The organism is Mycobacterium sp. IDUB_28, from assembly GCF_055419285.1.
Genome location: NZ_JBVAXK010000002.1, coordinates 420745 through 447456, shown reverse-complemented (window position 1 = coordinate 447456; position 26712 = coordinate 420745). Strand labels below are relative to the sequence as shown.

At 67.3% G+C, this 26712-nt stretch carries 13 protein-coding genes; 1 reads left to right on the top strand and 12 read right to left on the bottom strand.

What is annotated here, in order from left to right; all coding sequences use genetic code 11:
- Window positions 1–124 precede the first annotated feature (124 nt).
- The 12 genes from ACZYZ9_RS05910 to argC all read right to left on the bottom strand — a co-directional run bounded on the left by ACZYZ9_RS05910 (window position 125) and on the right by argC (window position 25426).
- Window positions 125–3142, bottom strand: a complete 3018-nt coding sequence (locus tag ACZYZ9_RS05910; RefSeq protein WP_463825271.1) for a type I polyketide synthase — start codon at window positions 3140–3142, stop codon at window positions 125–127.
- Window positions 3142–9447: an SDR family NAD(P)-dependent oxidoreductase gene (locus ACZYZ9_RS05905; protein ID WP_463825270.1), complete on the bottom strand. Its 6306-nt coding sequence runs from the start codon at window positions 9445–9447 to the stop codon at window positions 3142–3144. Before ACZYZ9_RS05905 ends, ACZYZ9_RS05910 begins: the two co-directional genes overlap by 1 nt.
- Window positions 9448–9462: 15 nt before the next feature.
- Entirely contained in the window at window positions 9463–15741 is a 6279-nt protein-coding gene (locus ACZYZ9_RS05900) for an SDR family NAD(P)-dependent oxidoreductase (RefSeq protein ID WP_463825269.1), read from the bottom strand.
- A 24-nt stretch (window positions 15742–15765) separates the two neighbouring features.
- Complete coding sequence (locus ACZYZ9_RS05895) at window positions 15766–16827, bottom strand: type III polyketide synthase (RefSeq protein WP_463825268.1); 1062 nt, start codon at window positions 16825–16827, stop codon at window positions 15766–15768.
- 122 nt (window positions 16828–16949) lie between these two features.
- Window positions 16950–18362: an argininosuccinate lyase gene (gene argH / locus ACZYZ9_RS05890; RefSeq protein WP_463825267.1), complete on the bottom strand. Its 1413-nt coding sequence runs from the start codon at window positions 18360–18362 to the stop codon at window positions 16950–16952.
- A 79-nt stretch (window positions 18363–18441) separates the two neighbouring features.
- Entirely contained in the window at window positions 18442–19638 is a 1197-nt protein-coding gene (locus ACZYZ9_RS05885) for an argininosuccinate synthase (RefSeq protein ID WP_463825266.1), read from the bottom strand.
- Window positions 19639–19675: 37 nt separating this feature from the next.
- On the bottom strand, window positions 19676–20182 hold the full coding sequence (locus tag ACZYZ9_RS05880) for an arginine repressor (protein ID WP_463825265.1): 507 nt from the start codon (window positions 20180–20182) through the stop codon (window positions 19676–19678).
- Window positions 20179–21105, bottom strand: coding sequence for an ornithine carbamoyltransferase (gene argF / locus ACZYZ9_RS05875; RefSeq protein ID WP_463825264.1), 927 nt, complete (start codon window positions 21103–21105; stop codon window positions 20179–20181). The genes ACZYZ9_RS05880 and argF overlap by 4 nt, the downstream gene beginning before the upstream one ends.
- Window positions 21098–22291, bottom strand: a complete 1194-nt coding sequence (locus tag ACZYZ9_RS05870; protein WP_463825263.1) for an acetylornithine transaminase — start codon at window positions 22289–22291, stop codon at window positions 21098–21100. The genes argF and ACZYZ9_RS05870 overlap by 8 nt, the downstream gene beginning before the upstream one ends.
- A complete protein-coding gene (argB, locus tag ACZYZ9_RS05865; protein WP_463825262.1) occupies window positions 22288–23175 on the bottom strand; it encodes an acetylglutamate kinase in 888 nt (295 codons plus the stop codon). Before argB ends, ACZYZ9_RS05870 begins: the two co-directional genes overlap by 4 nt.
- Window positions 23172–24386: a bifunctional glutamate N-acetyltransferase/amino-acid acetyltransferase ArgJ gene (gene argJ / locus ACZYZ9_RS05860; RefSeq protein ID WP_463825261.1), complete on the bottom strand. Its 1215-nt coding sequence runs from the start codon at window positions 24384–24386 to the stop codon at window positions 23172–23174. Before argJ ends, argB begins: the two co-directional genes overlap by 4 nt.
- Window positions 24383–25426 carry an N-acetyl-gamma-glutamyl-phosphate reductase gene (argC, locus tag ACZYZ9_RS05855; RefSeq protein WP_463825260.1) on the bottom strand — a complete coding sequence of 348 codons (1044 nt, stop codon included), beginning with the start codon at window positions 25424–25426 and terminating at the stop codon, window positions 24383–24385. The genes argJ and argC overlap by 4 nt, the downstream gene beginning before the upstream one ends.
- 383 nt (window positions 25427–25809) lie before the next feature.
- On the opposite strand from argC, the gene ACZYZ9_RS05850 reads away from it, so the two are divergent.
- The coding region (locus ACZYZ9_RS05850; RefSeq protein ID WP_463825462.1) for a PE family protein at window positions 25810–26712 on the top strand (903 nt) is incomplete at its 3' end.

Here is a 26712-nt window from a genome sequence, read left to right as displayed (position 1 = left end):
CGTAGCGTCCCGAAATGCCCAGTTTAGTGGGCCCTACCACGACTCCGCAAAGTATTGCGGTATTCGACACCTGTATTATTTGATCGCCGGATTACAGCCGTCCCGCATTGTCTCACCGGGATTATCAATGACCTGCGTCAGAAATGGACCGGGTCATCTCGATTAATGCGTCCGGACTCAACGAGTCGATGTCTTTTTCGGCAGCTATCAGGTCTGAACTGGTTATTTGAGGATTACCGGAGAGAAGTAGGAGTTTGTCAAGCAACCCGGTTCGACGTAATTCCGAGATTGGAATATTTCGTAGCAGCGACCAGATCTTTTCGTCATCGGATTGTTTCTCCTGGTTTCCGAGTTCATGCAGGAGGTGGTCAGCAAGGGCAACTGGGGACGGATAGTCGAAAATGAGGGTCCGCGATAGCGGCAATCCCGCCAAGCTGGCCTCTGTTTTGAGGCGATTGCGCAGTTCGACACCGCTCATCGAGGTGAACCCCAGGTCCTGGAAAGCGCGTTGCGGATCGATGGCGTGCCGGTCGTGCAGACCCAGCACGACGGCGGCGTGCAGGCACACCACGTCGACCAGGAGGCGACGCTGCTCGGCGGGATCCTCGGTCGACAACTGTGCGGCGACCGGCGCGGCCACGTCGAGCGCTACGTTGCCACCGAGCCAGTGCCGTTGCCGCGCGAACGCGTAGGTGGGTAGGTCCACCGGCCGCGCGCCGAGCCCGTCGAAGACACGAACCCAGTCCACCGGCAACCCTGCGGCGAACAGCCGGCCCACCCCGGTGAGCAACGTGAGCACCTCGGAATGGCCCCGGATCAACGTCGCTGCCGAAACGTCGTGGTCCGCGGCCAAACCGGCGCCCGGACCGACCTCGATGAACACCTCGGCACCCAGAGCCACCGCCGTCTGCATCCCGTCGGCGAACCGCACCGGTTTACGTACGTGCTCGACCCAATACGACGCCGACCCGTATCCGGTGTCAGCCAACTGACCGGTTACGTTCGACACCAACTGAATTCGCGGCGGATGCGCCGACAGGCCGGTGAGCACCTGCGCGAAGTCCTCGATCATCGGTTCCATCAGGGCCGAATGGAACGCATGCGACACCGCCAAGCGGCGCACCCGTCGCCCTGCACCGGTCAACCGCTCCACCGCCGCACCCACGGCGGCCTCGGACCCGGACAGCACCACCGAATCCGGTGCGTTCACCGCCGCCAGGCTGACCTGCGCGCCCAACAAGGGCAGCACCTCCCCCTCGCCGGCGGCAACCGCGACCATCACCCCTCCGGTCGGAAGCCCCGCCATCAACCGGCCCCGGGCCGCCACCACCCGCGCCGCATCCGGCAACGACAGCACCCCGGCCTCGCAGGCCGCGGCGAGTTCCCCCACCGAGTGGCCCAGCACGGCATCGGCTGTGATGCCCCAACTGCGCAGGAGCGCGGTCAGCGCCAGCTGAACCGCGAACAGTCCCGGCTGAGCAAACTCGGTACCGTCCGTTAGATGCGCATCGTCACCCCAAAGCACCTGCCGCAGCGGCAAACTCAAGTGCGGTTCCAATGCGTCGACGGCACGGTCGAAGGCCGCGGCAAACGCCGGAAATCGTTGGTACAGTTCGCGGCCCATGCCCGGGTACTGCGCTCCCTGCCCCGGAAACACGAATACGACGCCGCCCAGTGAACGCGCGTGGCCGGTCACCGCGCCGCCGCCCGGCCCGCCGGCGACCAAACCCGCCAGCCCGGCCGCCAACTGGGCACGGTCATCGCCCACCAGCACTGCCCGATGTTCGAACACCGATCGCGTCGCCACCAACGACCAACCCACGTCGACGATGTCGGCCGCGTCGGCAAGTCCGCCCAATCGGGCGGCCTGACCTGCCAATGACTGCGCCGACCGCGCAGACAGCACCCAGGGAACGGTCACCCGCCCGCCCCGCTGGGCAGCGGGGTCCGGCACGGTGGGGGCCTGCTCGACAATGACGTGCGCGTTGGTGCCGCCCATTCCGAAGGATGACACGCCGGCCCGCCGGCACTCACCCTGCGGCCAGGGGGTCAGCGCGGTATTGACCTGAAGACCCAGCCGGTGCAGATCGGTGCCGGCGCTCTTGAAGTTGAGACTTGCTGGGAGACAAGCCTTTTCGACTGCAAGGATCGTCTTGACCAGACCTGCTACGCCGGCCGCCGCACCGGTGTGGCCGATGTTGGTCTTGACCGAGCCGATGGGCAGCGGATGGTTCCGGCGCGCACCGAACACCTCACCAAGGGCTCGAGCCTCCACGGGATCCCCGACCGCGGTGCCGGTGCCGTGGGCTTCGACGTAGTCGAGATGGTCGGGCCGCAGGCCCGCGCCGGCCAGGGCGCGACGCATCACCTCGGCTTGTGCAGCGGCCGAAGGCACGGTCAGTCCGGAGGTGTCGCGGCCCGCGTTACCGACCGCGCTCCCCGCTATGATCGCGTGGATGCGGTTTCCGTCTGCGAGCGCGGCCGGCAACGGCTTCAGCAACACCAGTGCACCACCTTCGCCACGCACGTAACCGTCCGCCCGTTCGTCGAATGCGTAGGTGTGGCCGGATGGCGAGATAGCACCGAATTCGGTTTCCAGTCTTGCGATTTCGCCTGCCGTGTTCAGATGGACGCCGCCGGCGACCGCCATCGGGACCGCGCCGGCACGTAGATTTTCACAAGCCAGATGCACCGCCACCAACGACGACGACTGACCGCAGTCGACCGTCAGGCTGGGGCCGCACCACCCGTAGAAGTACGAGAGCCGGTTGGCGATCATCCCCCGGCTGATGCCGGCGAACGTGTGGTGGTCGACAGCGTCGGCGCGCAGCGTCAGCAATGCGTAGTCGTCGTTCATCGCGCCGAGATAAACCGCGATCGGGTCGCCCCGCAGGTGTTCTGGCACCAGGAACGCATCCTCGAACAGTTCCCAGCTCAGTTCCAGGGCCAGTCGCTGGCGCGGATCCATTGCAGCCGCTTCGCGGGGCGAAATGTTGAAAAATGCCGCGTCGAAATCGGCCACGGCATCGAGCGGGCGGCACACCTCCTGCCCGGTACTGACCAACCGCCAGAATTCACTCGGCCCGGCCGCGGCGGGGAATCGGCATGCCAGCCCGATGACGGCGATCGCGGTTGGCGCCATCAGAGGCCGAAGTCATCGTCGAGGATGGCGAACAACTCGCCGTCCCTGGCGATGTCGTTGTCCCGGCCGGGCTTCGGCTCGGCTGCCGGTGCTGCGGTCAGCTCAGCGATCATCGCATGCAACCGGCTGGTGACGTGGGTCTTTTCCGCCTCAGTCCACTCGGGCCGGTGGATCAGGGCATCGAGTTCGCGGGTGACGTCGTCGAAACGGCCCATCAGGTCGGGCTTCGCTGCGACAAGTGGCGCGCTGCCAACCAATTCACCGGCGAGATGTTCAGCCAGCGCGGCCGGCGTCGGGTAGTCGAAGATCAGGGTGGGCGACAGCGTCAACCCGGTGGCGGTTTTGAGGCGGTTGCGCAATTCGACGGCGGTCAGGGAGTCGAAGCCGAGTTCCTGGAACGCCTTGTGGGCATCGATGTCAACTGTGCTGGAATGACCCAACACCGTTGCGGCATTGCTCGATATGAAATCGGTGAGCTCGCGCTGCCGTTGCTCTGGTGCCAGGTCGTGGAGGCGGGCGAGCAAACCCGTTGCGGCTGCGGCGGTATCGGCCGCATCGACAACGCGCCGGGCACGGCGGGTGACCAAATCCTGCCAGAGAGGCGGCAGTTCGGCCGCACCTACCAGTGCGGCGGTGTCCACCCGGGCAGCGATCACCAGTGCCCGATCGGTGAGCAGCGCCGCATCCAGCAGCGCCAGCGCCTGTTCGGTGGGCAGCGGCGACAATCCAGCCTGCCGCATCCGGGCCAGGTCTCGATCACCGAGGTGCCGGGTCATCGCGCTGGCCTGTTCCCAGAGCCCCCACGCGATGGACAGGCCGGGCAGACCCTGGTGGCGCCGGTAACCGGCCAGCGCGTCCAGGTAAGCGTTCGCGGCTGCATAGTTGCCCTGACCCGGACTGCCCGCGATTCCCGCCAGCGATGAAAACATCACGAACGCAGCAATGTTCGCGTCGCGGGTCAGCTCGTGCAGATTCCATGCGCCGTCTACCTTGACCCGCGACACCGCGTCCAGCCGGTCCGCACTCAGTGACGTGATCACGGTGTCGTCGAGCACGCCGGCGGCATGGAAGACCCCTTTGAGTGGAAACTCGGCGGGAATCCGCGCCAGCAGACCGGCCAGTGCGGCCCGGTCGGTCACATCGCACTCGGCGGCCGCCACCCGCGTGCCGGCCCCCTGAAGTTCGCTGACCAGATCACTGACACCGTCGGCCGCCGCGCCGGAGCGACTCACCAACACCAGGTTGGCGACGCCGTACCGGTCGACCAGATGACGAGCCACCGCTGCGCCGGCCATCCCGGTGCCGCCGGTGATGAGCACGGTGCCCCCCGCCAGGGGCGACTGCGCTCCGGCCGGTCCGTCGGGTCTGGACGGAATGGTCAGCACCACCTTGCCGATATGGCGGGCCTGACTGACGAATCGGTACGCCTGCCGAGCACAGCGAACGTCGAAAGCTCTCACGGGCAGCGGTTTCACCGCTCCCGCCTGCAGCATTGCCAACACCTCGGCCAGCATTTCCGCGATGCGATCCGGACCGGCCTCCATCAGGTCGAACGACCGGTAGCTGACCGCCCCGTAGTGTTCGGCGACTGCTTCCGGGGAGCGCAGGTCGGTCTTACCCATCTCGATGAACCGCCCGCCCGGGGCCAGCAACCGCAACGAGGCGTCGGTGAAGTCACCGGCCAGGGAGTTGAGCACCACGTCGACCCCGGCGCCGTCGGTGGCTTTCAGGAATTGTGTCTCGAACTCCAGGCTGCGGGAATCGCCGATGTGGTCGTTGTCGAACCCCATGGCCCGCAACGTCTCCCACTTGCCCTGGCTGGCGGTGGCGAACACCTCACAACCCCAGTGCCGGGCCAACTGCACCGCTGCCATCCCCACCCCACCGGTGGCGGCGTGCACCAGGACCCGTTCGCCGGCTTTGAGTCCGGCAAGCACCGACAAGCCGTACAGCGCGGTCAGGAACACCACCGGTACACCGGCGGCCGTGTCCAACGACCAGCCGGCCGGAACGGCTGCCACCAAGCGCCGGTCAACCACCGCTTCGGGCGCCACCACGCCCAGCAGACCCAGCACCGCGTCGCCTTCGGATACGTCGGTCACCCCAGGCCCAACCTCGACGACGACCCCGGCGCCTTCGGCACCCAGCTGCCCGCCGCCCGGATACATGCCCAACGCCACCAACACATCCCGGAAGTTCACCCCCACCGCACCCACCGCGACACGCACCTGACCGGGACCCAGCTCCAGCGGCGCGCTGCGGCGCGCGACAACGTCATCCAGCGTGCCGCCGTCACCAACACTCAACCGCCACAACCCATCCGGCAACTGCACGTTGCCCGACGACTCGACCCGGGCCAGCCGCGCGCCGTACACCACGCCCGACCGCACCACCAGTTGCGGCTCCCCGTACCGCACCACGTCTTGCACGGGTATCGAGTCATCGGAATCCACCAACACCACGCGGCCCGGATGCTCGGCCTGCGCAGCACGCACCAGGCCCCATACCGCCGCACCCGCCAGGTCGGTCACGGCCTCATTCGGCAACCCCACCGCACCGCGGGTCGACACGACGAGAAGACCGGATCCCGCGCGCAAGTGCGCCTGCACCGCTTCCAGCGCCCGATGCGTGGCCCCCGACACCGCGCCGGGCTCGGACTGCCACACCATCACATCGCCGCGGAACTCGACGGCGTCGCTCTGCACGGGTGACCACCTGAGGTCCAGCAGGCCGGTGCCCGGAGCCAGACCCGACGAGATCGCCGCGGACAACGCGTCGGCAGACACCGGGCGGACCACCAACTCCCGCACCGACAACACCGGCAACCCCCCGGAGTCGGCCAGTTCCACCGACACCGACCCGGCCCCGGTCGGCGCGACGCGGACCCGCAACCTCGACGCACCCGCGGCGTGCAGCGACACGTTCTGCCAGGAGAACGGCAACGCCAACCGCTCGCCGCCCTCGACCACTCCCCAGGCCTGCAGCGCGGCGTCCAGCAGGGCCGGGTGGAGTCCGAAACCGCCCACACTCAGGCCTCTGGGGGCGACGACCTCGGCGAAGATCTCGCGTCCGCGCCGCCATACCCGGCGCAGACCCTGGAACGCCGGGCCGTAGGCGTAGCCGCGCACGGCCAACTGCTCGTACACCCCGGACACGTCCACCGCCGCGGCACCGACCGGCGGCCACGCCGACAGGTCAGCACCCCCGCGGATACCACCCGGGCCCAGCACCCCCTCGGCATGCAGGATCCACGAATCAGATTCGGGCGCAGCGGAATACACCCATACGCTCGACCGCCGCACATCGTCGGCGGGTCCGACCACCACTTGGATCCGCACCCCGCCGGTGGCCGGCAACCCCAACGGCGACAGCAGCGTCAACTCCTCCACCACCGGGGCGCCGGCCTGCTCTCCGGCCCGCAGGACAAGTTCCACGAAGCCGGCGCCCGGGAACAGCGGCACGCCACTGACGACATGGTCGGCCAGCCACCCCTGCACAGCTGGTGACAGCCAACCCGTCAGCACCACCCCGCCGACATCCGGTCGCGCCACCGCCGCGCCCAGCAGCGGATGACCCAGTCCGTCCAGCCCGGCGGCACCCAACTGGGCGGGCCCGGTTCCCAGGTCGGTCAACCAAAAGTGGCGTCGGTCAAAGCCGTAGGTAGGCAACGGCGTGCTGCGCGCCCCTAGACCGGTGAACGTTTCCCGCCAATCCACGCCGGCACCCGCGGTGAACAGTTGTCCCAGTGCGGTGAACAACGAGTCGATCTCCGGCCGGTTCTTGGCCAGCGTCACAGCCGATAAGGCCGGATTGTCGAGGCACTGTTCGACCAGTCCGGCCAATCCTCCGCTGGGACCGACCTCGACAAACACCCCGGCGCCCAGCGTCTGCGCCAGCCGCACGCTGTCGGCGAACCGGACGGGTTTGCGCACGTGCTCGGCCCAATAGGCCGCCGTGCCGTATCCGGTAGCGGCGAGCCGGCCGGTCACGTTGGATATCAGCCTGATTCGCGGCTCACCGGCGGCCACGTCGGCCAGCGATGCCGAGAACTCCGGAATCATCGGCTCCATCAGTGCCGAGTGGAATGCATGCGACACGGCCAAGGGGCGCGCGCGGCCCGTCAATCGACCCACCGCCGCACCGACTGCCGCCTGCCCACCCGAAAGCACCACCGATTCCGGGGCATTGACGGCGGCGATGCTGACCTCGTCGCCGAGTTGCTCCGCCGCTTCGGCCTCGCTGACCGTCACTGCCACCATCACCCCGCCGGCGGGCAGGCCGGCCATCAATCGGCCACGGACCGCGACCAGACGCGCTGCGTCCCCGAGCGACAGCACCCCCGCCACGTACGCGGCAGCCAGCTCGCCCACCGAATGACCCAGCACCAGGTCGGGCAGGACGCCCCAGGATTGCAGCAGGGCGGCCAGGGCCACTTCGACGGCGAACAAGGCCGGCTGCGCAAACTCGGTGCTTTCCAGCAGCGCCTCATCGGTACCCCAGACCACCTGGCGCAGCGGCACCCGCACATGATCATCCAACGCTGCGGCGACGTCGTCGAACACTCTGGCGTACAACGGGAACCGTTGATAGAGGCCGCGTCCCATGCCCAGGTATTGGGCGCCCTGACCGGGAAACACGAACGCCGTCTGGCCCACCGCGTGCGCGCGGCCCATCAGCACGCCCGGTGCCGGCTCCGCCGCGGCAACCCGTTCCAGGCCGGTCAGCAATTGAGCCCGGTCCGCGCCCACCACCACGGCACGATGCTCGAACAGCGATCGCGTACTGACCAGCGACCAACCGACATCCAGCGCACTGTGGTCAGCACTGACATGCGCCAGCAACCGGCGGGCCTGGTTCGCCAGTGCCGCTGCCGAGCGGGCCGACAACACCCACGGCAGTACCCCGCTGAACGGCGGTGCCGCAACGTTTTCGGGTGTGTTCACCTCTTCGAGAATCACGTGCGCGTTGGTACCGCTGATACCGAACGACGAGACCCCGGCCCGCCGCGGGCGACCCGGGTCCGGCCACGGCCGCGCGTCGGTGAGCAGCGACACCGCACCCGCCGACCAATCTACATGCGGCGTCGGCACATCCACGTGCAACGTCTTGGGCATCACCCGGTGCTGAATGGCCAACATCATTTTGATCAGCCCGGCCACCCCCGCCGCAGCCGAGGTGTGACCGATGTTGGACTTGATCGAACCAAGCCACAGCGGCTCGCTACGGTCCTGGCCGTAGGCCGCCAGAATCGCCTGCGCCTCAATCGGATCACCCAACGTGGTGCCGGTCCCGTGCCCCTCGACAACGTCCACCTCGGCTGCCGTCAGACCGGCGCCGGCCAGCGCCGCGCGAATGACGCGTTGCTGCGCGGGACCGTTCGGCGCCGTCAACCCGTTGGAGGCGCCGTCCTGATTGACCGCCGAGCCGCGCACCACCGCCAGTACCCGGTGCCCCGACTTCTGCGCGTCGGCCAACCGCTCGACCACGAGCACCCCGGCACCTTCGGACCACGACGTGCCGTCCGCCGCACCCGCGTAGGCCTTGCACCGGCCGTCGGCGGCAAGCGCCCGCTGCCGGCTGAACTCGACGAATGCCGCCGGGGTGGCCATCACCGTCACCCCGCCCACCAGCGCCAGATCACACTCCCCCGCGCGCAACGACTGCACCGCCAGGTGCAGCGCCACCAGCGACGAGGAACACGCCGTGTCCACTGAGACCGCGGGACCCTCGAGGCCCAGTACGTACGCCACCCGCCCCGATGTCACGCTCAACGTCGAACCGGTCAGGCCGTAGCCTTCCAACTCGCCCTTGACCTCGCCGCCGTACCCGGCGTGGATCACCCCGGCGAACACTCCGGTCGACGTGCCGCGCAACGTGGCCGGGTCGATTCCGCTGCGTTCCAACGCTTCCCAGGACACCTCCAACATCAGTCGCTGCTGAGGGTCCATGGCCAGCGCTTCGTTGGGTCCGATGCCGAAGAAACCGGCGTCGAAGTCACCGGCATCGTGCAGGAAGCTGCCCCGGCGGGTGTAGGTCTTGCCGGGCTTGTCCGGATCCGGATCGTAGCGGTCGTCGATATTCCAGCCCCGATCCCCGGGGAAGTCCGAGACGCCGTCGCGCCCGGCGATCAGCATGTCCCACAACGCTTCCGGCGAATCCACGCCGCCCGGATACCGGCACGCCATGCCCACCACAGCGACCGGTTCGGACAGCTTGCCCTCCAGTTCGGACAACCGGCGCCGGGTACGTCGCAGATCGGCGGTGAGCCGCTTGAGGTAGTCCACGTGCTTGGAGGTGTCCTGCATCCCTGGGTCCATCGTCTAGGAGCCCAGCTCTTCGTCCAGGATGGCGAACAGTTCGTCCTCGCTGGCCGCGGCCAGGTCGTCATCGGTGGTCAGGTCGGCCAGGATCGCGTGCAGTCGGTGTGACAGCTGCGCCCTCTCGGTCGGCGTCCAGTCCCCCCGATTGACCAAGGCGTCCAATTCCCGGGTGATGTCGTTGAAGCGGCTCATCGGCTGAGCGTGCTCGGCGGGGGTCGTCAACCGCAGGTCGAGGTGCTCGGCCAGCGCACTGGGGCTGGGATAGTCGAAGATCAATGTGGGCGAAAGTGCAAGGCCGGTAGCCTTTTTCAGTCGATTGCGCAGTTCCACGGCGGTGAGCGAGTCGAACCCCAGGTCCTGGAATGCGCGCTGGGCGCTGATGTCGGCGATACTCGAACGGCCCAACACGGTGGCGGCGTTGCTACAGACCACATCGACGAGTTCGCGATGACGCTGATCGGCGTCGAGGCCACGCAGACGGGCAGCCAGACCCGTTGACGCTGAGCTGACTTCGGTGTCATCGACGACACGTCGGGTGGGGCGGCGGGCCAGATCGCGCAGCAACACCGGAGCCTCGTCGCCGAGTGCGGCGGCATCCAGGCGGGTGGCGACCAGGGTGCCGGCGGCACCGAGAGTCCTGGCGACCGCCATGTCAAACAACGCGAGCGCCTGCTCGGTGGACAGCGCGGCCAAACCTGCCCGGCTCATCCGGGTCCTGTCGCGGTCCCCCAGATGTCGCGTCATGGCGCTGGGCTGCTCCCAGAGCCCCCACGCGAGGGACAGACCCGGCAGTCCCTGCGCGCGCCGGTGTGCGATCAATCCGTCCAGGAAGCTGTTTGCCGCCGCGTAATTGGCCTGCCCCGGGGTGCCCAGGATACCGGCCATCGAGGAGAACACCGCAAAGACGGCCAGGTCGTGATCGCGGGTCAGTTCGTGCAGGTTCCATGCCCCGTCGACCTTGGCGCGCAGTACCGCGTCCAGCCGGTCCGGCGTCAACGCGGCGATCAACCCGTCGTCGAGAACTCCGGCGGCGTGAATCACGGCCTTGAGCGGAAACTTCTCGGGTACCTCGCCCAGCAAGGTGGCAACACTGTCACGGTCCGCCACGTCAACGGCCGCCACCGACACCTGGGCGCCGGCGTCCTGCAGCTGGCGCACCAACTCCGGAACACCGTGCGCCTCCAGTCCGGAACGGCTCGTGAGCAGCACGTGCGGCACCCGGTAGCGGGACACCACATGCCGCGCCAGCGCGGCGCCGGCCATCCCGGTACCACCGGTGATCAGCACGGTGCCGTTGGCTACCGCGTCGGCGGTCGCGCTGGTCATGGTCAGCACCACCTTGCCGGTGTGCCGGGCCTGGCTCACATAGCGGTACGCCTGCCGCGCCGACCGCACATCAAAGACCTTGACCGGCAACGGTGTCAAGGCTCCGGCGTCGAACAGCACCATCAGTTCGCTCAACATGTGCGCGGTGCGGTCCGGTCCCGCCTCGATCAAGTCGAACGCCCGGTAGCGAACCCCACGGTGGGCCAGTGCCTGCGCATCGCGAACATCAGTTTTGCCCATCTCCACGAAACGCCCGCCCTCGTTCAACAGCCGCAACGAGGCGTCGACGAACTCCCCGGCCAGCGAGTTGAGCACCAGATCGACGCCGGCACCGGCGGTGGCCTTCCGGAAATGTGTCTCGAACTCCAGGGTCCGGGAGTCGCCGATATGATCGTCGTCAAAACCCATCGCGCGCAACGTGTCCCACTTGCCGCGGCTGGCGGTCGCGAACACCTCCAGCCCCCACCACCGCGCCAACTGCACCGCGGCCATACCGACCCCACCGGTGGCCGCGTGCACCAGCACCCGCTCACCGGCCTGAGCCGAGCCCAACACCGACAATCCGTACCACGCAGTCAGAAACACCACCGGAACACCGGCCGCGGTCGCCATGGACCAGCCGTCCGGAACCGGCGTCACCAGCCGACGATCGACCACCGCTTCGGGACCCACCACGCCAAACAGGCCCGTCACCGCCTCACCGACAGCGAGATCGGAAACTCCCGCACCCACCTCGGTGACTGTTCCGGCACCCTCCACACCCAGCTCGCCACCGCCGGGATACATGCCCAGGGCCACCAGAACATCCCGGAAGTTCACTCCTACGGCATGCACCGCGACACGCACCTGCCCGGCACCGAGCGGTGCCGGCGCACACTGCGCAACCCGTACATCCTCGATCGTCCCCGCCGCACCGGTGACCAGGCGCCAGGAGGCCTCCGGCAACACCAGAGTCGACGGTGGACCGGCCGGCCTCAGCCGCGCGCGGTGGGCGGCTCCGCGGCGGATCACCAATTGCGTTTCGCCGCAACCGATCACCTTGTGCACATCGACCGTTCCGTCCGAGTCCACCAGCAGCAGCCGGCCGGGATGTTCGGCCTGCGCGGAACGGACCAAGCCCCACACCGCAGCGCCGGTCAGATCCGAGACGTCCTCGTCGTCCAACGCCACCGCCCCGTCGGTGAGCACGACGAGCACCCCGGGTTGGTCACCGGCCAACCACGCCTGCACCGCCGCCAGTGCGGCGTGCGTGGCCGCATACACCGCCTCCGGCAGCCCAGCAGCTCCGGATGGCAGCTGCCACAACGTCACCGGCGTATCGCACCCAGCGGCGGCGACCGGCGACCACTCGACCTGGAACAACCCGGCATCACCGGTCGCCGGCGACGGGTGTGCCGACAGCGGGCGGAAGACCAGATTTTCGACGATCATGACGGCAAGCCCGGCCTGATCGGCCAGCTCCAACGAGACCGAGTCGGTCTCGGTGCGGCTGATCCGGACCCGCAGCGCCGTGGCCCCCGCGGCGTGCAACGCCACCCCTTGCCAGACGAACGGCACCACCGTGCCGGCGTGCGCGTCGATGAGTCCGAGGGCATGCAGCGTGGCATCCAGGAGTGCCGGATGGATACCGAAACCCGTCGCGGTCAGCCCGGCATCGTCGGCGAGCGCGACTTCAGCGTAGAGATCGTCACCGGAGCGCCACACCGCCCGCAAGCCGCGAAACGCCGGACCATAGTCGTATCCCCGGGCAGCCAACCGCTGGTAGGCGTCACCCAGATCAATCGGCTGCGCGGCCGCGGGCGGCCACACCGCCATGCCTGCTTGCGGCACCGGCACACCGGCGCTCAGGATGCCCTCGGCGTGCAACGTCCACCCCGAATCCGACTGGGCGGACGAATAGATCGCGATCGAGCAGCGGCCCGAATGGTCCGGCGGACCGAGCACCACTTGGATCCGGGTGTCGCCGCGCACCCACAACGGCGCCGTCAGCGTGAGCTCTTCGACGACCGGACACCCGACCTGATCCCCGGCGCGGATGGCGAATTCGACGAGACCCGCGCCGGGAAACAGTGCCGAGCCGCTGACCGCGTGGTCGGCCAACCACGGTTGTGCAGTCAACGACAACAGGCCGGTCAGCGCCACGCCGGCGGAATCGGGCCTTTCCACCACCGCACCAAGCATCCCGTGCCCGGCGCCGAGCAAACCGTCGCGACGCACATCCCGGGTAGCGGACTCAGCCAGCCAGAACCGTCGTCGCGCAAACCCATATGTGGGCAATGCCACCGGACGGGCTCCCGCGAACGCCTGCCGCCAATCCACCGCCACACCCGACACGTGGGCTTGGGCGGCCGACAGCCAGAACCGAAGCAGCCCACCATCGTCGCGACCCAACGTCGGGACCACCACCGGATGGTGCGCCTGCACCGTGTCCTCGACGGCGCCGAGAAGTGCCGGGTGCGGGCTGCATTCGATGAACACCTGGTAGCCGGCATCGGCTGCGGCGCTCACGGCACGCTCGAATTGCACTGGCTGCCTGATACTTCGATACCAGTAATCGGCGTCCAACCCGGCGGTGTCGGAAAGTTCGCCGGTCGCCGTGGAGAAGAAAGCCACCGGACTGGACCGGGGCTGGATTGATCTGAGTCCCGCAGTGAGATCGGCGCGGATCGCCTCGACCTGGGCAGAGTGCGAGGCGTAGTCGACGTCGATTCGCCGGGCCCGAATGCCGGCGGCATCGCACTGGCGAAGCAGTTCCTCGATGCAGGCCACCTCGCCGGACACGACCACCGCCGAAACTCCGTTCACCGCGGCAATACTCATTCGCCCGGCCCACCGAGCCACCAGCCGCTCAGCTTCAGCCGGCCCGACGGCGACCGATGCCATGGCACCGGACCCGGCCAGCCGCACCAGCAAACGACTGCGCAGCGCCACCACCAGCGCCGCATCCGGCAGCGAAAGCGCCCCCGCCACACAGGCCGCGGCGATCTCGCCCTGCGAATGTCCGATCACCGCGTCGGGTTTCACCCCCAGCGAACGCCACAGTTCGGCCAGCGACACCATCACCGCCCACAGTGCGGGCTGCACCACATCCACCCGATCCAACCCGGGCGCCCCGGGCGCGGCCCGGATCACGTCGAGCAGGGACCACTCGACATGCTTTCGCAGCGCCTGCTCACACCGCTGTAGCTGTGCGGCGAAAACCGCCGAGCTGTCGAGCAATTCGGCACCCATGCCGGCCCACTGCGACCCCTGGCCGGGAAATACGAACACCGTCTTGCCCACCGGGCGGGCCTGGCCGACCACCACGCCGGAACCGGGGTCACCGGCAGCCAACCCGGCCAGCCCGTCCATCAGCTGCCTACGGTCGGCACCGACCACGACCGCCCGGTGCTCGAACAGCGATCGCGTGGTGACCAACGACCAACCCACGTCGGGCGCACTCACATCGTCGTCGCCGCCCACCCAGGCCAGCAATCGTGCCGCCTGGTTGCGTAAGGCCTGAGCGGAGCGCGCCGACAGCAGCCATGGAGCCGAACCACGAGATGGCACAGAGCTTTCCACGTCTCGGTTCGTGTCAGGAACTGATTCCAGGATCACGTGGGCGTTGGTCCCGCTGATCCCGAACGACGACACCGCGGACCGGCGTGGCCGCCCGGACTCGGGCCATGCCCGCGCCTCGGTCAACAGTGACACCGCGCCCGCAGACCAATCCACCTGCGGCGTCGGCACATCCACATGCAATGTCTTGGGCAGCACGCCGTTCCGCATCGCCATCGTCATCTTGATGACGCCGGCCACCCCGGCCGCCGCCGACGTGTGGCCCATGTTCGATTTGATAGAACCCAGCCACAGCGGCTCGGCACGACCCTTTCCGTAAGCAGCCAGAATCGCCTGTGCCTCAATGGGATCCCCGAGCGTGGTGCCGGTCCCGTGGCCTTCGACAACATCCACGTCAGCCGGGGACAGGCGGGCGCTGGCCAATGCCGCCCGAATGACCCGCTGCTGGGAGGGACCGTTCGGGGTGGCCAGACCGTTGGAAGCGCCGTCCTGGTTGACCGCCGAGCCCCGCACCACCGACAACACCCGGTGTCCCAACCGCCGCGCATCCGCGAGCCGCTCCACGACCAGGGCGCCGGCGCCCTCGGCGAACGCCGTCCCGTCCGCAGCACCGGCGTACGCCTTGCATCGACCGTCCGGCGAAAGCGCCCGCTGCCGACTGAATTCGATGAACATGGCGGGCGTAGCCATCACGGTGACCCCCCCGACCAGCGCCAGGTCACACTCCCCCGAGCGCAACGACTGCACCGCCAGATGCAGCGCCACCAACGACGACGAGCACGCAGTATCCACCGACACCGCCGGACCTTCCAGCCCCAGCACGTAGGCGACCCGGCCGGAGGCCACGCTCAAGGTCGAACCACGCAACCCGTAACGCTCCAACTCTGCGGGCACCCGGCCCTGACCACCGTAGGAACCGTGGAACACGCCGGCGAACACCCCGGTCGACGAACCCCGTAGCGAGAGCGGGTCAATCTCCGCTCGCTCCAACGCTTCCCAGCACACCTCCAGCAACAACCGCTGCTGCGGGTCCATCGCGAGCACCTCGCTGGGCGCGATCCCGAAGAACTCGGCGTCGAATCCCGCGACGTCGGCCAGGAAACCGCCGGATCGGGTGTAGGACTTGCCGGCAGCGTCCGGATCGGAATCGAACAATCCCGTCGTATCCCAGCCGCGGTCGGTCGGAAACGCTGAGATCACGTCGCGCCCGTCGGCCACCAGCTGCCACAGCGCCTCGGCTGAATCGACCCCGCCGGGATAGCGACAACCCATGCCCACCAACGCAATTGGTTCGGTGGCCCGAGCCAGGTAGTCGCGGTTCTCCCGCTTGAGTCGCTCGTTCTCCTTGAGGGACCGGCGGAGGGCCTCGATGAGCTCGTCTTGGGTACTGGTCATAAAACCGGCCGGTTGGGCGCCAATTCAGTGCCAGCGCAGGAGCACCAGTTCGGAACAGAACCCGGGACCCATCGCGATCATCAGGCCCGGACTGCCGCTGGGCGGTGGTTTGGCGATGGTGTCGCGCAGCACATGCAGCACCGAGGCCGAGGAAAGGTTGCCGATCTCGCCCAGCGACCGCCAAGTCAGCTCCAGTGCCTCCGACGGCAACCCGAGCGTTTCGGTGATCGCGTTGATGATCTTGGGCCCACCCGGGTGGGTCACCCAGGCACCGATGTCGGTGATCTGTAGACCGTGTTCGCCGAGGAACGCAGAAACATCCTGGCCGACGTACTGCTCGACGACAGCGGCCAGATCCTTCGACAGCACCAGTTCAAAACCCGCGGAGCCGACGTCATAACCCATGGTTCGCAGCGAGTCCGGGTAGAGGTGGCTGCGCGAAGCGAGGATGGCTGGACCATTGGCCCCGACCTGCTCGGCGCGACGGTCTCCGACCGCCACCACCGCGGCAGCGCCGTCGGCGAACAGCGCACTGCCCACCAGTCCCGCCACCGACGGCTTGTATCCCGGGAAGGTGAGCGAACACAACTCGACCGACACCAGCGCCGCGATGCCGTCGGGAGCGCCCCGCAGATAGTCGTGCAGCCGGGCCACGCCGGCCGCGCCGGCAACACAACCCAGCCCGAACAACGGCACCCGGCGCACATCGGGGCGCAACCCCAGTCGCCCCGCGATCCGGGCGTCCAGCGACGGTACTGCCAGGCCGGTCACCGTGGTGGTGATGAGCACGTCGAGATCCTCCGGCGCCAGCCCGGCTTCCTCGATGGCGCCCACCAGGGCCTCGACACCCAGATCGACGGCCTTCTCCAGAAAGAGCTCGTTGGCCTCGCCGAAATCGTTGAGGTGAGGGTATTTCTCCAGCGGCAACACCAGGTGGCGGCTGTTGACCTTTGCGCTGGCGTGCAGCTGCCGAACGATATCTTCATATCCCGCGAAGTCGGGGATGTTGACGAAGGTCTCGGTCAGTTCGTCCTGCGAGTAGCGATGCGGGGGCAGCGCGCCGAAAACACCTGCGATGACGCTCATTGGTCCCACCCCTTTGATACGAACATCAAGGTCGCTTTGTTCACCAGGATCGGTCAACGGAATCGCTCAAAGGTCAAAGTTTAGTCGGCCTCAATCTGACCGGCAAAGGAGCAGGCCGCGGCTCAGCGCTGCAACTGCTCGCGCAACCGGTCGGCGGCCGACCGCAGGGCGTCCAGTTGCGCGGCCACTTGAACCGGGGCGGTGCCGCCCCGCGCATCCCGGGACGACACCGAACCCTCGATGGTCAGCACGTCACGGACGGTCGGGCTCAACTCGGGGCTGATCGCGGCCAGTTCGTCGTCGGTCAGGTCCTGCAGCCCGACGCCACGCTGTTCGGCCGTGCGTACCGCCGCACCCGCCGCCTCATGCGCGGAGCGAAACGGAACACCTTGCCGCACAAGCCATTCCGCGATATCGGTGGCCAGCGTGTAACCCGCCGGCGCCAAGGCCGCCATCCGTTCGACGTCGAACGTCAGGCTGCCCACCAGACCCGCCATCGCGGGCAGCAGCAACTCCAACTGCGCGACCGAGTCGAAGACCGGCTCCTTGTCTTCCTGCAGGTCACGGTTGTAGGCCAGCGGTTGGGCCTTCAGGGTGGCCAGCAAGCCGGCCAGGTTGCCGATCATTCGACCGGACTTGCCGCGGGCCAGTTCGGCGATATCGGGGTTCTTCTTCTGCGGCATGATCGAACTGCCGGTGGACCAGGAGTCGTGCAGTCTCACGTAACCGAATTCGGTCGAACTCCAGATGATGATGTCTTCGGCGAGGCGGGACAGGTCGACGCCGATCATCGCGAAGACGAACGCGGCCTCCGCCGCGAAATCCCGGGCCGCGGTGGCGTCCACCGAGTTGTCGGCGGCTGCGGAAAAGCCCAGGTCCGCAGCGATCGCGTCGGGATCCAGACCCAGCGACGAGCCGGCCAGCGCACCTGATCCGTACGGCGAGATCGCCGCACGCTTGTCGAAGTCGAGGATCCGGTCCACGTCCCGCAGCAACGGCTGGGCGTGCGCAAGCAGATGGTGTGCCAGCAGGATCGGCTGCGCGGACTGCAGATGGGTCTTGCCCGGCATGATGGCCGTCGGGTGGGCGCCGGCCTGGTCAGCCAGCGCGGCGACCACATCCAGCACCCCGTCGGCGACCCGGCGCACTGCGTCGCGCAACCACATCCGGAACAGGGTGGCCACCTGGTCGTTGCGGGAGCGTCCGGCCCGCAAGCGGCCACCGAGGTCCGCTCCGACCCGGTCGATCAGGCCGCGTTCCAGGGCGGCGTGCACGTCCTCGTCGGTGACCAGGGGCCCGAAACTGCCGTCGGCCACGTCTTCGGCCAGGCTGTCCAGGCCGGTCAGCAGGCCGTCGCGCTGGTCCTCGGTCAATAGCCCGGCCGCGTACAGCACCACGGTGTGCGCGCGGGACGCGATGATGTCGTAAGGGGCCAGCACCCAGTCGAAATGGGTGGACTTGCTCAGCGCGGCCAACGCGTCCGAGGGTCCGCCGGCGAACCGGCCGCCCCACAGCGACCCCTCATTGGTGCTCACTTTTCTCCCGCGAGCAGACACAGAATCGCACTCAATCGCGCAGTTCGGTGCGATTCTGTGTCTGCTCGCCGGCCTGCCGTCACCGTAGGTCCCGGCGGGCGGACAGCTTCGACGACAGCCCGTGCACATAGACGAAGCCCTTGGACATGGACTGGTCGAAGGTGTCGCCCTCGTCGTAGGTGGCCAGGTTGAAGTCGTACAGCGATTCAGGACTGCGCCGGCCGTTGACCGCGATGTGACCGCCGTGCAGCACCAGGCGGATCTCGCCGGTGACGTGCTCCTGGGTCTTGGCGACGAAGCTCTCCAACGCAATCTTCAACGGCGAGTACCACAGGCCGTCATAGACCAACTCGGCCCAGCGCTGGTCGGTCTGGCGCTTGAACCGGCCGAGCTCGCGCTCGAGGGTGACGTGCTCGAGTTCGCTATGTGCGGTGATCAGCACCATCGCACCGGGCGCCTCGTAAATTTCGCGGCTCTTGATGCCCACCAACCGGTCCTCGACGACGTCGAGGCGCCCTACACCCTGGGCGCCGGCGCGGCGGTTGAGCTCCTCGATAGCTTGCAGGACGCTCACCCGGGTGCCGTCGATCGAGACCGGCACGCCCTGTTCGAAGCCGACGATGACCTCGTCGGGGGTGTTCCAGTTGACAGTGGGGTCTTCGGTGTAGTCGTAGACGTCCTTGGTGGGCGCGTTCCAGAGGTGCTCGAGGAACCCGGTTTCCACCGCGCGGCCCCACACGTTCTGGTCGATGGAGAACGGTGAACGCTTGGTGACGCTGATCGGGATACCGTTCTCCTCGGCGAACGCGATGGCCTTCTCCCGCGTCCACGCGTAGTCGCGGACCGGCGCCAGCACCTCGAGATCTGGTGCCAGCGAAGCGAATCCGACTTCGAACCGGACCTGGTCGTTGCCTTTGCCGGTGCAGCCGTGCGAGACGATGCTGCCGCCGTACTCACGTGCCGCGGCAACCAGGTGTTTGACGATCAGCGGTCGGCTGATCGCCGACACCAGCGGGTAACGATCCATGTAGAGCGCATTGTTGAGGATCGTCGGCAGGCAGTAGCCTTCGGCGAATTCGTCGCGGGCGTCGACGACGACGGCCTCGACAGCTCCGCAGTCCAGTGCCCGCTGCCGCACGACTTCCATGTCCTCGCCGCCCTGGCCGAGGTCGATCGCCACCGCAACGACCTCGCGGCCGGTCTCCTTGCCGATCCAGCTGATGGCCACCGAGGTGTCCAGGCCGCCGGAGTAGGCCAGGATGACGCGCTCTGACATGAACAGTTCTCCTTTAGGGTCGCGAGTCTGCAGCAGTTTATTTGAGGTCTTCCAGTGCGTTCGCCAGCTCGGCGCCGGTCATCGGCTCGCGGGCCGCCACGAACACGGTGTCGTCGCCGGCAATGGTGCCGACCACGTACGGTAACGCCGCGCGATCGATCGCGCTGGCCAGGTACGGCGCCCCACCGGGTGGAGTGCGCAGCACCGCGAGGTTGGCGCTGGCATCGGTGGACACCAGCAACTCGCCGAGCAACCTCGAAAGTCGCGACGTACCGCCGGCGACGCCGCGCACCGGGCTGCCGTCCTCGGGGACGACGTAGACGCCCACGCCGCCGTCCGCGCCGCGCAACTTCACTGCACCCAGCTCCTCGAGGTCACGGGACAAGGTGGCCTGGGTGGCCTCGACACCTTCGGCGGCCAGCAGGGCCGCCAGTTCGCCTTGGCTACGCACCTCGTGGGTGGACAGGATGGCCACGATGCGGGCCTGCCGGCCGGCCCGGTTGGCGCTGACCTCGGGTGCGGCCTTGGTGCCGCCGGTGGTCATGAGCGCTGCTCCAGCAACCACACCAGCAGCGCCTTCTGGGCGTGCAACCGGTTCTCGGCCTCATCCCACACCGCGCTGGCCGGCCCGTCGATCACCTCGTCGGTAATCTCGTCACTGCGGTGCGCCGGAAGACAGTGCAGCACAATGGCTTCCGGGTCAGCGATGCTCAGCAGGCGCTGGTTGACCTGGAACGGTCGGAAAGGTTCGACCCGGTCCAGTCCGTCGTCCTCCTGCCCCATCGACGTCCAGGTGTCGGTCACCAGGACGTCGGCGCCGCCGGACGCGCCCTCCGGGTCGGCGGTGACGGTGACTGTCGCGCCAGTCTGCTGGGCGCGCCGCTCGGCCGCGGCGACCACCTCGGGATCGGGGGTAAAACCCTCGGGCGCAGCAACGGTGACGTGCATGCCGGCGGTCACACCGCCCAGCATCAGCGAGTGAGCCATGTTGTTGCCGCCGTCGCCCAGATAGGTCATCTTCAGGCCGTTCAACGTCCCCTTGCGCTCGGCGACGGTCTGAAGGTCGGCCAGCACCTGACAGGGGTGAAATTCGTCGGACAGCGCGTTGACGACGGGCACCGATGCGGCCGATGCCATGGCGGTCAGGCGTTCCTGGCCGAACGTCCGCCACACGATGCCATCGACGAAGCGGGACAACACCCTGGCGGTGTCCTCGAGGGTCTCGTCACGGCCCAGTTGGGTGCTGCGCCCATCCACGACGACGGCGTGCCCGCCCAGCTGGGTGATGCCCATCTCGAACGAGAACCGGGTACGGGTGGAGTTCTTGTCGAAGATCACCGCGATTCCGCGCGGCCCCTCGAGGGGACGACGGCTGAACGGAGACTTCTTGAGTTCGGCTGCCAGGGTCAGGATCTCGGCCTGTTCCGCTGGCGTGAGGTCGTCGTCGCGCAGGAAGTGTCTAAGCATCGCGTGTTCCTGCCGTGTCGAGGATGCCGGTGAGATCGGCGACGAAGCCCTCGAGCTGAGCCTCGCTGACGACCAACGGCGGTGCCAGCCGAATAACGTTGGGAGCGGCCGCGTTCACCAGATACCCGGCGTCCCGGGCCGCCGCTTCGGCGGCTTTGGCGTGCGGCGCCCTCAGCACGATGCCCTGCAACAGTCCCCGTCCCCGCACCTGCTCGATCAGCGGGTGGCCCAGCGATTCGATACCGTGTCGCAGTGCCTTGCCTTTGACGTCCGCGCTGCGCACCAGATCGTCGGCCTCGAGAACCTGGAGCACAGCCAGCGCCGCCGCGGTGCACACCGGATTGCCGCCGAAAGTGCTGCCGTGCAGGCCGGGGGTCAACAAGTCGGCGGCGGGTCCGATCGCGATACACGCCCCGATCGGCAGACCCCCGCCCAGGCCCTTGGCCAAGGTCACCACGTCAGGAGTGATGCCGTCGTGCTGATGGGCGTAAAACGTTCCGGTGCGCCCCATTCCGGTCTGCACTTCGTCGAGCACCAGCAGCGCGCCGTGGCGTGCGGTGACCTCGCGGGCAGCCGTCAGGTAACTCTCGGGTGGGACGACGACACCGCTTTCACCCATGATCGGCTCCAGAAAGACCGCGGCCGTGTCGTCGTCGACCGCAGCGGTGAGGGCCTCAGCGTCGCCGTACGGGATGTGAGTGACGTTGCCCGGCAACGGCTCGAACGGTGCCTGCTTGGCAGGTTGTCCGGTGAGGGCGAGGGAACCCATCGTCCGGCCGTGGAAGGCTTCCTGTGCGGCAACGATTTTCGTGCGGCCGGTGAGTCTGGTGACTTTGAACGCCACCTCGTTGGCCTCGGTTCCGGAGTTGCAGAAGAATACTCGCGCTGGAGCGTCGGCGCCGAGCAGTTCGACCAGCTGCTCGGCCAGGGCGATCCCGGGCTCGGTGGCGTACAGGTTGGAGGTGTGGCCGAGTGTCGACATCTGTTGGGTGACAGCGTCGATGATGGCGGGATGGCGATGTCCGAGAACATTGACCGCGATCCCGCCCAGTAGGTCGATATAGGTTTTACCGTCCACATCGGTGACGACGGCCCCGTCGCCGCTGGCCAATGCCATCGACGGCGTGCCGTAGTTGTTCATCATGACTGCTTGCCAACGTTGTTGAAGCGCCCTTGTTTTCGTCATGCCGACACCACTTTGGTGCCGGTCCCGGCGTTGGTGAACAACTCCACAAGTACACAATGCTGAACACGTCCGTCGATGACATGCGCGCTGGGTACTCCACCGGTGACGGCCCGCAGGCATGCCTCGACTTTGGGGATCATGCCCGCCTCCAGTCTGGGGAGCAGTTGAGACAGTGTGGCCGTGTCGATTTCGCTGACCAACGAGGTGCGGTCCGGCCAGCTGGTGTAGAGACCTTCGACATCGGTCAGCATCAACAACTTCTCGGCACCCAGGGCTTCGGCCAGTGCAGCGGCCGCAGTGTCGGCGTTGATGTTGTGCACCACGCCTTCGGCATCCGGTGCCAGCGTGGAAACCACCGGAATGCGCCGTGCCGCAATGAGATCCAAAACTGCTGCGGTATTCACCAATTCGACATCGCCGACCAGGCCGATGTCCGTGTCGATGCCGTCGACAGTCACGCTGCGCCGCACCGCGGTGAACAACTGCGCATCCTCGCCGGTGATCCCGACCGCGTACGGCCCGTGCGCATTGATGAGGTTGACCAGCTCGCGGCCCACTTGGCCGAACAGCACCATCCGGGCGACGTCGAGCACTTCCGGTGTGGTGACGCGGAATCCGCCTTTGAAGTCACCTTCGATGCCCAGCCGCCGCAGCATAGCGGTGATCTGCGGCCCGCCACCGTGGACCACCACGGGGTGCACGCCGCAATTACGCAGAAACGCCATATCGGCGGCGAATGCCCGGCGCAGCGATTCGTCGATCATCGCGTGGCCGCCGTACTTGATGACCACGATCTTGCCGTGCAGCTGTTTGAGCCACGGCAGTGCCTCAGCCAATACCTGCGCCTTGACCTGGGTGGATAACATGTCGGTGCCGTCGGTCATGAGCTGTAGGCCGAGTTCTCTTCGACATACCCGTGCGAAAGGTCGGTGGTGCGGATGGTGGCCGCACCGTCACCGAGCGCAAGGTCCACCACGATGTTGATGTCGGCACCCGATAGATCGACGTCGCGGGCGCCCGGCGCCCCTGCCCCGTCGCGATAGACGACAAAGTCGTTGAATGACACGGTGATCAGCTCGGGCTCGAGTGCGACCGGTGCCATCCCCACGGCTGCGAGCACTCGGCCCCAGTTCGGGTCGGATCCGAATAGAGCGGTTTTCACCAGACTGTCGCGGGCGATGACCCGCGCCGCGACCAGCGCGTCCTGCTCTGAGGCGGCGCCTTTCACCGTCACGTTTACCCGCTTGGTGACGCCCTCGGCGTCGGCCTGCAACTGGGCACACAGGTCGTCACAGACCTGCAGCACCGCCTCATCGAGATCTGCTTGGGAGGGGATGATTTCGCTGGCGCCCGAGGCCAACAGCAAGACGGTGTCGTTGGTGGAACAGCTGCCGTCGACGTCGAGCCGGTCGAACGTGCGGGCGGTGGCGCGGCGCAATGCATGTTCGAGCGCGGGGGTCTGGGCCACCGCGTCGGTGGTGATCACGCAGAGCATGGTGGCCAGCGACGGTGCCAGCATCCCGGCGCCCTTGGCCATCCCGCCCACCGTCCAGTTGTCTTTGTGGTGCAGCGCAACCTGTTTCGGAAACGTGTCGGTGGTCATGATGGCGTGTGCGGCATCGTCGCCTCCGGTCAGTCCGCCGTGCATGTCGTGAACGATGTCGCGAACTCCGGCGAGGACCTTGTCCATCGGAAGCCGGTCGCCGATCAACCCGGTGGAGCACACGGCGACCTCGATGGCCCCGGTCTCGGTTCCCCAGTCCGACAATGCGGCAGCCACCGCTTCGGCCGTCGCGTGGGTGTCCTGGAAACCGCCCGCACCGGTGCACGCGTTAGCGCCACCGGAATTGAGAATGACTGCCCGCAGGCGACCGGTGGTCAACACCTGCTGGGTCCACAGCACAGGGGCGGCCTTGACCTTGTTGCGGGTCAAGACGCCGGCCGCCGCATGATCGGGCCCCTCATTGAAGACCAATGCCAGATCCAGAGCACCGGACACCTTGATGCCGGCGGCGATTCCGGCGGCGCGGAAGCCGGCCGGGGCGGTGACCCCTTGGGCCCGCAGCAGTCGCGTGGCGTTGACAGTTTCAGTCACGGCGCGACTCCGACGACCGAAAGCCCCTCGGTTTCAGGCCATCCCAGTGCCAGATTCATCGACTGCACCGCGCCGCCGCCGGTGCCCTTGACGAGATTGTCGATGGCTGCGATTGCCACGAATGTCTGCGCCCGCTCATCCACTGCTATCGCGATGTGCGCGGCGTTGCTACCGATCACAGACCCGGTGCGCGGCAATTGACCCTCCGGCAACAGGTAAACAAAGGGCTCGGCGTCGTAGGCCTTCTCGTAAGCGGTTCGGAACTGGTCGATGGAGGCTCGGGTACGTGCCGTGCAGGTGGCCAGGATGCCGCGCGACGTCGGAATCAACACGGGAGTGAATGACACGGTGATGTCACCGGCGCCGACTGCACCTAATCCTTGGGCGATCTCGGGAGTATGGCGGTGGACGCCACCGATGCTGTATGCCCGCGCCGACCCGATCACCTCTGCGCCGAGCAATTCGGTCTTGGCGCCGCGACCGGCGCCCGAGGTCCCGCTGACAGCCACCACGGTGACCGCTGGATCGACGAGTTCGTCAGCGATTGCAGGCAGCAGGGCCAGCAGTGCCGCCGTCGGGTAGCAGCCAGGCACGGCAATGCGTCGGGCATTTTTGAGCTGCTCTCGCGCGCCGGGCAACTCGGGCAGCCCATAGGGCCAGCTCCCGGCGTGCGCGGAGCCGTAGAAGCGTTCCCAGGCTGCGGCATCGGTGAGCCGAAAGTCCGCACCGCAGTCGACGATGAGGGTCTCGGGGCCGAGCTGTTCGGCAAGGGCGGCCGAATGCCCGTGGGGGAGAGCGAGAAAGACCACGTCGTGGCCACGGAGGATGTCGAGATCAGTAGGTTGGACTACCCGGTGTGCCAGTGGGACCAAGTGCGGGTGATGTTCGCCGAGGGTGCTGCCGGCGCTGGATGCCGCGGTGACTGCTCCAATGGTAAGCCGACCGTCGGCCAGTGCGGGATGCCCGAGGAGCAGACGAAGGATCTCACCACCCGCATAGCCACTCGCCCCGGCAACGGCCACCTTCATCCCGTCGATCATCCGGCGATAGTTGCATGGTTATTCATTAGATTGCAAATTCATTCCGTACACCGCGGGATAGCACCTTGCCCATTGACTCCTCGTCGGTTGGCGCTAAAGTCAACTCGACACGCCGGTGAGGACCTCACCCGATCCCCATCGGAGCCCTGCTACGCAGGAGCAGTTGCTCTCTCGCGCAGTTGATTTCGGCCCAAAGGTAGGACTGCTGGGGTGATCGCAGACCCTAAGATTCCGGCCGGAAACTCTCAGAAATATTTGGTTTAGCGCAATCCTGGCGTGGGGATCTATTGCGCACGTGTTGCCTTCGCGGCGTTCGGGCGTCTGAGGCTCATGGTTTATGTCTGTTTGGGTCATCTGGGGAGATGGACATGTCTGTATTGATCGTGCCTGAATTCGTGGAAGCGGCTGCCGAGCAATTGGCCGGGCTTCGTTCCACATTGGTCGACGTCAGTTCTGCAGCAGTGGGAGCGACGGCTGAGGTGGCGCCGGCGGCCGCAGATGAGGTGTCAGCTGCAATCGCGAGGCTGTTCGGCACCTTTGGTAGCGACTACCAGGCCGCCAGCGCCCAAGCCGCGGCGTATCACCAGGAGTTCGTCAATGCACTGACCCGTGGCGCGACGTCCTACGCTGCCGCGGAAGCGTTGAACGTGTCGGCCCTGTTCAATCTGGGTCAGCTCGCCACCAATATTGAGATCGGTCTCGGCAATCTGGCCGCCGGGCTCAACGGTGCCCTCAACGCATCGTTGGGTGGCTTCGGCCTCTCGCTCGGCGGATCCGGGTCCCTCGGCCTCAACGCCGCGAACGCCTTCCGCGCCTTCGCAGCACTGCCCAGCCTCGGCGCGGGTCTGGCGCTGCAGACTGGCGGGGCGCTTGCCTCTGGCTTCGGCGCGGGGCTTGCCCAAACCGGTCAGATCATCACCAACCTCGGCGTGGGGCTGGGCGGCGCTGGTGCGTCTATCTCGGCCTTGGGCGCGGGACTTACCGGCGAGGCCAACGCTGCGCTTGCGGCGTTCTTGAGCGGAACACTGGGCGCCAACATCTCCGCGAACCTCACCGCAAACTTCACCGGGGCGCTGCCGTCGCTGGCTGCGCTTGCACAAACCGGCGGCGCGTTGATCGGCAACATTTCCGCCGCGCTGAGCGGCGGATTGCCAGCCTTGAACGCTGCATTCAACAGCGGCATCAACGCAATACTCAACCTGGGCGCCAACCTCACCCTGCCCGCCCTGCCCGGCTTCCCCGGCTTCACCTTCCCCGGCCTGGACCTGGACTTCGGCCTGCCCGGA

Coding starts and splice junctions, on each gene's coding strand:
- ACZYZ9_RS05910 (WP_463825271.1), bottom strand. CDS start 3,142: ATGGCGCCAACCGCGATCGCCGTCATCGGGCTGGCATGCCGATTCCCC.
- ACZYZ9_RS05905 (WP_463825270.1), bottom strand. CDS start 9,447: ATGCAGGACACCTCCAAGCACGTGGACTACCTCAAGCGGCTCACCGCC.
- ACZYZ9_RS05900 (WP_463825269.1), bottom strand. CDS start 15,741: ATGACCAGTACCCAAGACGAGCTCATCGAGGCCCTCCGCCGGTCCCTC.
- ACZYZ9_RS05895 (WP_463825268.1), bottom strand. CDS start 16,827: ATGAGCGTCATCGCAGGTGTTTTCGGCGCGCTGCCCCCGCATCGCTAC.
- ACZYZ9_RS05885 (WP_463825266.1), bottom strand. CDS start 19,638: ATGTCAGAGCGCGTCATCCTGGCCTACTCCGGCGGCCTGGACACCTCG.
- ACZYZ9_RS05880 (WP_463825265.1), bottom strand. CDS start 20,182: ATGACCACCGGCGGCACCAAGGCCGCACCCGAGGTCAGCGCCAACCGG.
- argF (WP_463825264.1), bottom strand. CDS start 21,105: ATGCTTAGACACTTCCTGCGCGACGACGACCTCACGCCAGCGGAACAG.
- ACZYZ9_RS05870 (WP_463825263.1), bottom strand. CDS start 22,291: ATGACGAAAACAAGGGCGCTTCAACAACGTTGGCAAGCAGTCATGATG.
- argB (WP_463825262.1), bottom strand. CDS start 23,175: ATGACCGACGGCACCGACATGTTATCCACCCAGGTCAAGGCGCAGGTA.
- argC (WP_463825260.1), bottom strand. CDS start 25,426: ATGATCGACGGGATGAAGGTGGCCGTTGCCGGGGCGAGTGGCTATGCG.